This window comes from Streptomyces niveiscabiei (assembly GCF_001419795.1).
GTDB lineage: Bacteria > Actinomycetota > Actinomycetes > Streptomycetales > Streptomycetaceae > Streptomyces > Streptomyces niveiscabiei.
Window position 1 is genome coordinate 1 of sequence record NZ_LIRL01000694.1, and the last position, 7,042, is coordinate 7,042.

3 protein-coding genes and 1 pseudogene are annotated in these 7,042 nt (G+C 72.7%); 1 reads left to right on the forward strand and 3 read right to left on the reverse strand.

Annotated elements, in window-relative coordinates:
• Positions 1 to 9 precede the first annotated feature (9 nt).
• A complete protein-coding gene (locus tag AOK24_RS30770) occupies positions 10 to 627 on the reverse strand; it encodes an Rv1733c family protein (RefSeq protein ID WP_055723314.1) in 618 nt (205 codons plus the stop codon).
• A 274-nt stretch (positions 628 to 901) separates the two neighbouring features.
• Between AOK24_RS30770 and AOK24_RS30775 the strand changes: the two genes are divergently transcribed.
• Complete coding sequence (locus AOK24_RS30775) at positions 902 to 1,999, forward strand: WD40/YVTN/BNR-like repeat-containing protein (protein WP_055723315.1); 1,098 nt, start codon at positions 902 to 904, stop codon at positions 1,997 to 1,999.
• 87 nt (positions 2,000 to 2,086) lie between these two features.
• On the opposite strand, the pseudogene AOK24_RS30780 reads toward AOK24_RS30775, so the two are convergent.
• A pseudogene (locus AOK24_RS30780) lies at positions 2,087 to 4,487 on the reverse strand (ricin-type beta-trefoil lectin domain protein).
• A gap of 161 nt (positions 4,488 to 4,648) precedes the next feature.
• A complete protein-coding gene (locus AOK24_RS30785; RefSeq protein WP_107104086.1) occupies positions 4,649 to 6,073 on the reverse strand; it encodes an arabinofuranosidase catalytic domain-containing protein in 1,425 nt (474 codons plus the stop codon).
• Positions 6,074 to 7,042 lie beyond the last annotated feature (969 nt).

Consider the following 7,042-nt stretch of genomic DNA (forward strand, 5'->3'; position numbering starts at 1 on the left):
CACCTCACCTCACCCCGTCTGCCGCCTCCCCCACAGCGGATCGAACCGCGCCCAGTCCGCCCCCCACTGGTCCATCCTGCGCCGCTCCAGCCGCCCCCGCAGGAGTCGGCCGGTGATGAAGGGGATCGCCGCCGTGGTGGTGCCCGCGAGGGTGCCGACCAGGGTGGAGCGGAGGCGGGCCTGCGAGGGGGTGGTCGGCTCGGTGACGAGGCGGCCCTGGGCGTCGGTCCAGACCTGGACGTGCGTACCGGCGGAGCTGCCCGCGGGGACGCGGACCTGGCCGGAGTGGGGTATGCCGTCGGGCCCGGGCCAGGTGACCTTGGTCCAGAGCTGCTCCGTACGGGCGGGGCTCTGCGGGTCGGCGGACGGCGGCGGCGCCGACTCCGTGAGGGTCCCCTCGACCGTGTGCCATTCCGCGCGCTCGCGCGCGAGCCCCCGTTCCATGCTGTCCGCGGCGACCCACCCGGCGAGGACCCCGGTCAGGACCGCGAACACCCACGCCCCGAGCAGCACCCACGCCTCGACGACGTCGGAGCGCCGCCTCAGGGGATTGCGCCGCCAGCGCCACAGCAAGACCCTCGGACGCCGGTCGCGCCACAGCCACATCCCCGGACCACGGAACGCCATCGCAGGCTTCCTCCTCTATGAGCGCGCGAACATCCCCCGACCGCACTTCCATACGAAGCGAGCCGCCCGGATGCTCAGGGCGAGTCGTGTGACCCGACGTTCCCACGCACCCCGCCACCCGCGCAGGCGTCCGCCGGAATGTGGCCGACGAGAGCCGCTCGAATCTCTGTCCGACCCCGTTGACCTGCGGCGATGCGGACTCCGGAGGTGACTGTCAGTGGCGGGGTGCAGACTGGCCGGTGCTGGGACAAAGACGTCGCGGAGGTGACCGGAGATGACCGAGGTACTGCTCGCCGTGGGGACCCGTAAGGGCCTGTTCATCGGGCGCAGAGGGCATAAAGGGGACGGCGCGGAGTGGGAGTTCGACGAGAGCCCGTACTTCAACGCGCAGGCGATCTACTCGGTCGCCATCGACACCAGGGGCCCGGCGCCGCGCCTGCTGGCCGGGGGCGACAGCGCGCACTGGGGCCCGTCGGTGTTCCACTCGGACGACCTGGGGCGGACGTGGACGGAACCGGCGAAGCCGGCGGTGAAGTTCCCGCAGGACACGAAGGCGTCGCTGGAGCGCGTCTGGCAGCTGCACCCGGCGACGGCCGAACCGGGCGTGGTGTACGCGGGCACGGAACCGGCGGCGCTGTACCGCTCGGAGGACCGCGGCGAGAGCTTCGAGCTGGTCCGGCCGCTGTGGGAACACCCGACGCGCTCGCAGTGGGTCCCGGGCGGCGGCGGTGAGGGCCTGCACACGGTCCTGACGGACGCCCGCGACCCGCGCGCGGTGACGGTCGCGGTGTCGACGGCGGGCGTGTTCCGTACGACGGACGGCGGGGCGAGCTGGGCGCCGTCCAACTCGGGTGTCTCGGCGGTGTTCCTGCCGGACCCGGACCCGGAGTTCGGCCAGTGCGTGCACAAGGTCTCGCGGGACGCGGCGGACCCGGACCGGCTGTACCTCCAGAACCACTGGGGCGTGTACCGCAGCGACGACGGGGGCGCGCACTGGAAGGACATCGGCGCGGGCCTGCCGTCGACGTTCGGCTTCGCGGTCGCCGCGCACCCGCACCGGGGCGGTACGGCGTACGTCTTCCCGATCACGGCGGACGCCGACCGGGTCCCGGCGGACCGGCGCTGCCGGGTGTTCCGTACAACCGACGCGGGCGAGACGTGGGAGCCGCTGAGCGAGGGCCTCCCGCAGGCCGCGCACTACGGCACGGTGCTGCGGGACGCGCTGTGCACGGACGACGCGGACCCGGCGGGCGTCTACTTCGGCAACCGCAACGGCGAGGTGTTCGCGTCGGCCGACGAGGGCGACACGTGGCGCCAGTTGGCCTCGCACCTGCCGGACGTGCTGTGCGTCCGCGCGGCGGTCGTGGGCTGACGGCCCCTCCCTCAGCCCCCCCCTCAGCCCCCTTCAAGAAGCCGGGGGCCAGGCTCGGCCACGTCACCGAGCCCGGCCCCCGAAGGGTCAGTTCCGTATGCCCCAGCGCTGGTTGTCACCTCCCGTGCAGTTCCACACCTGGATCTTCGTCCCGTTGCCGGTTGCCTGCCCGGCCGCGTCCAGGCACAGGCCGGACGGGGTACCGGTGATGGTGCCGTCGGCGTGGAACGCCCACTTCTGGCTGCCGCTGCCCGTGCACGCCGCGATGACGGCCGGGGAGCCGGAGCCGCCGCCCGGCGCGTCCAGGCAGAAGGTGTCGTAGACCCGCAGTTCACCGGTCGAGGTGCTCGCCCACCGCTGGTTGGCGCCGCCGTTGCAGTCCCACAGCACGACCTGGGTGCCGGGGGTCTGCGACTGGTTGGGCACGTCGACGCACCGGCCGGAGGCGACCGCGGTGATCGGTCCGGTCGTGCCGCCTCCCCCGCTGCCGGGGGGTGAGGGACAGGTTGTCGAACTGGGCCGTCTCGCCCTGGCTGGTCGCGTAGCCGACCTGGCCGCCCGCCCAGGTGCGGTCGTTCGCGGACCCGACCGTCGTGCCGTCGATGGCGGCGGTGACGGTGGTGCCGGAGAAGGTGAGGGCCAGGGTGTGCCAGCGGCCGGTGCCGAACGCTCCGGTCGTGCCGCGCGCGAGGGTGGTGACGCTGCCGTTGGTGTTCGAGTTCAGGATCTGCCAGGCCCCGGTGTCGGCGACCCTCAGGTGGTAGGCGTTCAGCCCGCCGGTGCTGCTGTAGTCCTGGCTGTTGGCGCGGCCGATCAGCTCGACGTAGCCCGGCTGTTCGAGCAGGACGTCGGACGACAGCGTGTAGTTGCCCCAGCCGACGTCGCCGAGCAGGGCGTGCGGGTCGGAGAGCGCGTCCCACGTGATGGGTTTCTGGGGGCTCATCTGGCGCACGCACCTGCCGGTCCGGCCGCCGCCGCAGGCCGTCACCTCGAAGGCGCCCTGCCAGTCCATGAGGTACTTCGCCTCGGTGCCGACGGCGTAGCCGTCGAAGGAGTCGCTGTACGGCAGGCTCATGGCGCCCGGGGCGGGTCCGGTGGCGGTGCCTTTGCCCTGGCCGGTCGTGGTGGTGAGGGTGTAGACGCGGTGGGGCTGCACGGTCAGGCTGAAGGAGCCGTTGGTGGGGGTGATGTCGGCGGTGTGCTGGAACTGGTCGGCCGGGTTCGTGGAGTTGACGTCGGTCGACCAGACGTGGACGGTTCCCCTCGGCAGGCCGCCGGTCACGGTGAGGTCGAGGGTCTGGGCGCCGCCGGCGTCCGTGGTCTCGATGACGGTGGAGTAGTCGGCGCTGCCGGGGGACTTCAGCGAGACGTAGCTGCCGTTGTTCCGGTTGCCGCCGAGGTAGCCGCTGGAGGAGTCGAGGTACTTCCAGCCCGGGGCGGTGAACTGGGTGGTGTGCGCCATGACCCAGGCGTTCCTGCCGACGGTGTAGTGGCCGGACCAGGGCTGCGCGGCCAGGGCGAGGCCCATGGTGGGGTACGGCAGGTTGGGGGTGAGCGCCGCGATCACCGGCCAGTTGAGGTAGGAGGTCATCCGGCCGTCGATGTATCCGCGGTTGATGCCGCGGGCCATGGCCGCCGCTCCCGCGTTGTAGTCGTCCGAGCCGTTCTCGCTGGCCCACAGCGGTTTGCCGGTCGAGGTGGCCGCCGACGGCACCGAGCAGTTGGTCTGCGCGGACCGGTAGCCGCAGGGGTAGTGCGTGCCGATGACGTCCACCGCCGCCCGGAACGCCGCGTTGGCGTTGATGTCGCCCGCCACGGCCCAGTCCGAGTCGGCGGCGACGATCTTGACGTTGCCGTAGCCGCCGGCGTTGAGCGCGCCTCGCAGTTGCACGTACCAGGAGACGTTGTAGCCGCGCTCGTTCCAGCCGCCGAGGTAGTCGATGGTGAGCCCGTGCTGCCGGGCGCAGCCCAGCCACGAGACCAGGTAGCCGATCATGTCGGTGGACCAGAAGTTGCCGCCGCCGATCCAGCCGGGCGCGCCCCAGGCGAGGCCGGCGAGTTTGATGGCGGGGTTGCGGGCCTTGGCCTGCTCCATGAGCCACCACTCGTAGCCCCGGTCGCAGTTCAGGTCGGAGCGGGTGTGCTGGTGGCTCGGTTCGGCGCCGGAGGTGGAGTTGGTGTCGCCGCCGATCTCGGCCTTGAGGATCTGGAGGGAGGCGCCGTAGCCGGGCTTGAAGAGGTAGTCGAGGATCTGGCCGCGCTGGGGTTCGGGGTAGTCGATCAGGAGTCTGCTGTTGCCGCCGCCTCCGCTGATCGCGCCGACGCCGTCGAAGGTCCGGCCGGCGGACGTGCCGTCGATGGTGAGGGAGGTCGCGGCGTGGGCCGGGGCAGCGACCGTGCCGACGAGGCCGCCGGCGGCCAGCACGAGGCCCGTGAACACGGCCGTCGGGACACGCAGGCGCCGCAGCAGCCGTCTGAATACGGACACGGTGGGTTCCTTTCGCGGGTCGGTGGAGTCCACGCCCGGGGCACCGTCGCTGGTGTCGCGTCCGGCTGCGGGCCGGGGAGGCGGGTGTGCCGGGGGTTTCGCGCGGGGACGGCCCGATGCCCGCGACCCCGCGAGATCCGTACGCCCCGGGTGCGGGGGCGTCAGCGGTAGCCGGCGGCGGTGATGTTCGCCTGCACCGCGTTGTCGGTCGCCTCGGAGGGGTAGCCGGCGACGATCGCGCCCTCGTAGAAGGTGCCGGCGCTCAGGTTGGCGCCGCCGCCCGGCTTGCAGCAGTCGCCGCCGCTGCCCAGGACGATGGCGCCCTGCTTCTTCATCGGGCTGTAGCCGGCGGGAAGGGCGCCGTCCCAGAGGGTGGTCAGGGCACCGGACTGGGCGTTGCCGCCCTTGAGGGCGAACCGCGAGGTCCCGTTGTTCTTGAGCATCGCGGTGACGAACCTGTTCGGGAACGCCCGCTGGCCCGGATTCCAGGACTGGCTGCCGCCCGAGTACAGGCCCCATTCGAGGTCGGCCTGCACCCAGGGGCCGCTGCCGGCGCAGCCGCCGAACCAGCACTGGGTGCCGAAGTTGATCGCGTCCATCGCCCCGGCCGCGTCGGCCTTGCGGGTCGTCTCGCTGTTGCCGTAGTCGAAGCAGCAGCCCGAGTTGACATGGGTGCCGCTGGTGACCATGTACGCCCCTTCGGGCGCGGCGCCGGTCGGTACGCCCGTGAGGTGGCCGTCGCGCCAGTAGCTGTTGCCGGGGTTGATGTACAGCGCGTACGCCTTGGTGCCGCCCGCGGTGAGCGACTCGGAGGTCGCCTTCGCGGGGCTGCTCTGGCTGGAGCCCGGGACCTGCGCCGAGCCCTGGTACCACAGGTCGTTGCCGCGTCCCGACTGGTCGCGGACGACGGTGATCACGCAGGTGGTGCCCGCGCAGAACGCGTCCTGCGCGGCGGCGTCGGCGAAGCCGCCGGGTGCCCGCAGGCCGATGTCCCTGGTGGTGTTGTCGGAGGCCCGCCTGACCTGGTAGAGGGAGCCGCTGTACGCGCTGTAGAGGGCGCGCACCGTGCTGTGCGCGGCCACGCAGGCGGTGCCGCCCGCCGCGTAGATGTCGCAGGGTCCTGAGCCGCCTGCGGGCGGGGGTGTCGACGTGGTCCACTTCTGGTTGCTCTGGCCGTTGCAGGTCCACAGGATGACCGGGGTGCCGTTCGCCGTGGCCGCCCCGCTGACGTCGAGGCAGAATCCGGAGGCCGCGGCGGTGACGGAGCCGTCGGGGTTCTGCCGCCACACCTGGGTCGCCCGTCCGTCGCACGGGCGGACGACCGCGGCGGCTCCGGGCGTGGTCCGGGTGTCACCGGCGTCCGCGCACCGGGTGCCGTTCAGCGTCCTCAACTCGCCGCCCGCGCCGAACTGGAAGGCCTGTCCGGCCTGGCCGCCGCAGTCCCGGATCTCCAGCGCCGTGCCCGGGGTATCGGCCCCGCCCTTGACGTCGAGACATCGTCCGGACGCCGAACTCACCAGCGCCGGGCCGGACTTGGGGGCCGGCCAGGTGGGGGTGGCGGCCAGGAGCATGGCCAGCAGGGCCAGCACCCCTGTCACGGCCGGCACGGGTAAGCGGGAGAGGCGAGCCGTGATGCTGCGGGGCGGAGCGGATGGAGACTGCATCCTGTGTCCTCGGCTGGGCGGGGGTGGGGGGTGGAGAGTGCCGTGCCGGTGCGAACGGGATGTCGTCGTCCGCTCCTGTCCGCGTGTGCCATGGAGCACTCAGACATCCCATGTTGCCAGTGATTCCACAGGCCCATATCCCTGTCAAGAGGCCCGCCCCAGCGAATTCCGGATCCGATACATCCAATGTTTCCGCTGGTCAGCCCGGCCTGAGGGCATGCCGAAACCCGCGTCCGGCGACGGCCGCCGTACCGGGCTGTCCGTGCTGCTGTTCGTGATGGGGAAACCCCGGCCGCGCGCCTTAGCGCCGAATCGATTCGACTGCCGATCCCGGTGTTCCGCAAGACGTCTGCGCCGTCGAAAAGTCGCCACGCGGCGGGGGCCGGAACGCGATGCCGGTGTCCACCGGGCCCTCCCGGCGGGGACGGCCGTCGGGCCGAAGGTCTCCGCGCGGCCGGCCGGTGCGCCCGTGAGCGGCGAGGCGACCAGGCGGCCAGTCCAGGAGGGCGGGCGGGGGAGGCACTCGCCGTCGCGCTCCGGTCTCGCTCCCCGCGCCGGTGAGCCGTTCGGTGCGCGGCGGTCCACGGGCGTACGCGTCGTCGCTCACGGCCCGGTGTCGAAGCGCTTACGTCGAACCGATTCGCCTGATTTCACCGGCATATGAGCCACCGGGACGGGTGGGCGAGGGCCGGGTTCCCGTCCCGTGCGGCACCGGACGTCCGGCCGTGGCCGCGCGGGGCATCGGTCGCTTCGAGGGCGGGCGCGGGCCGGATCACCGCGCCGGGAGGCCGCGTCGGTGGACGGCACCTGCGCGGGCCCGCCCGAACCCGGACGCCCGGACGCGAACGCCACCCGCCAGCCCGTAACCGCCCCAACCGAAACGCCGCCGGG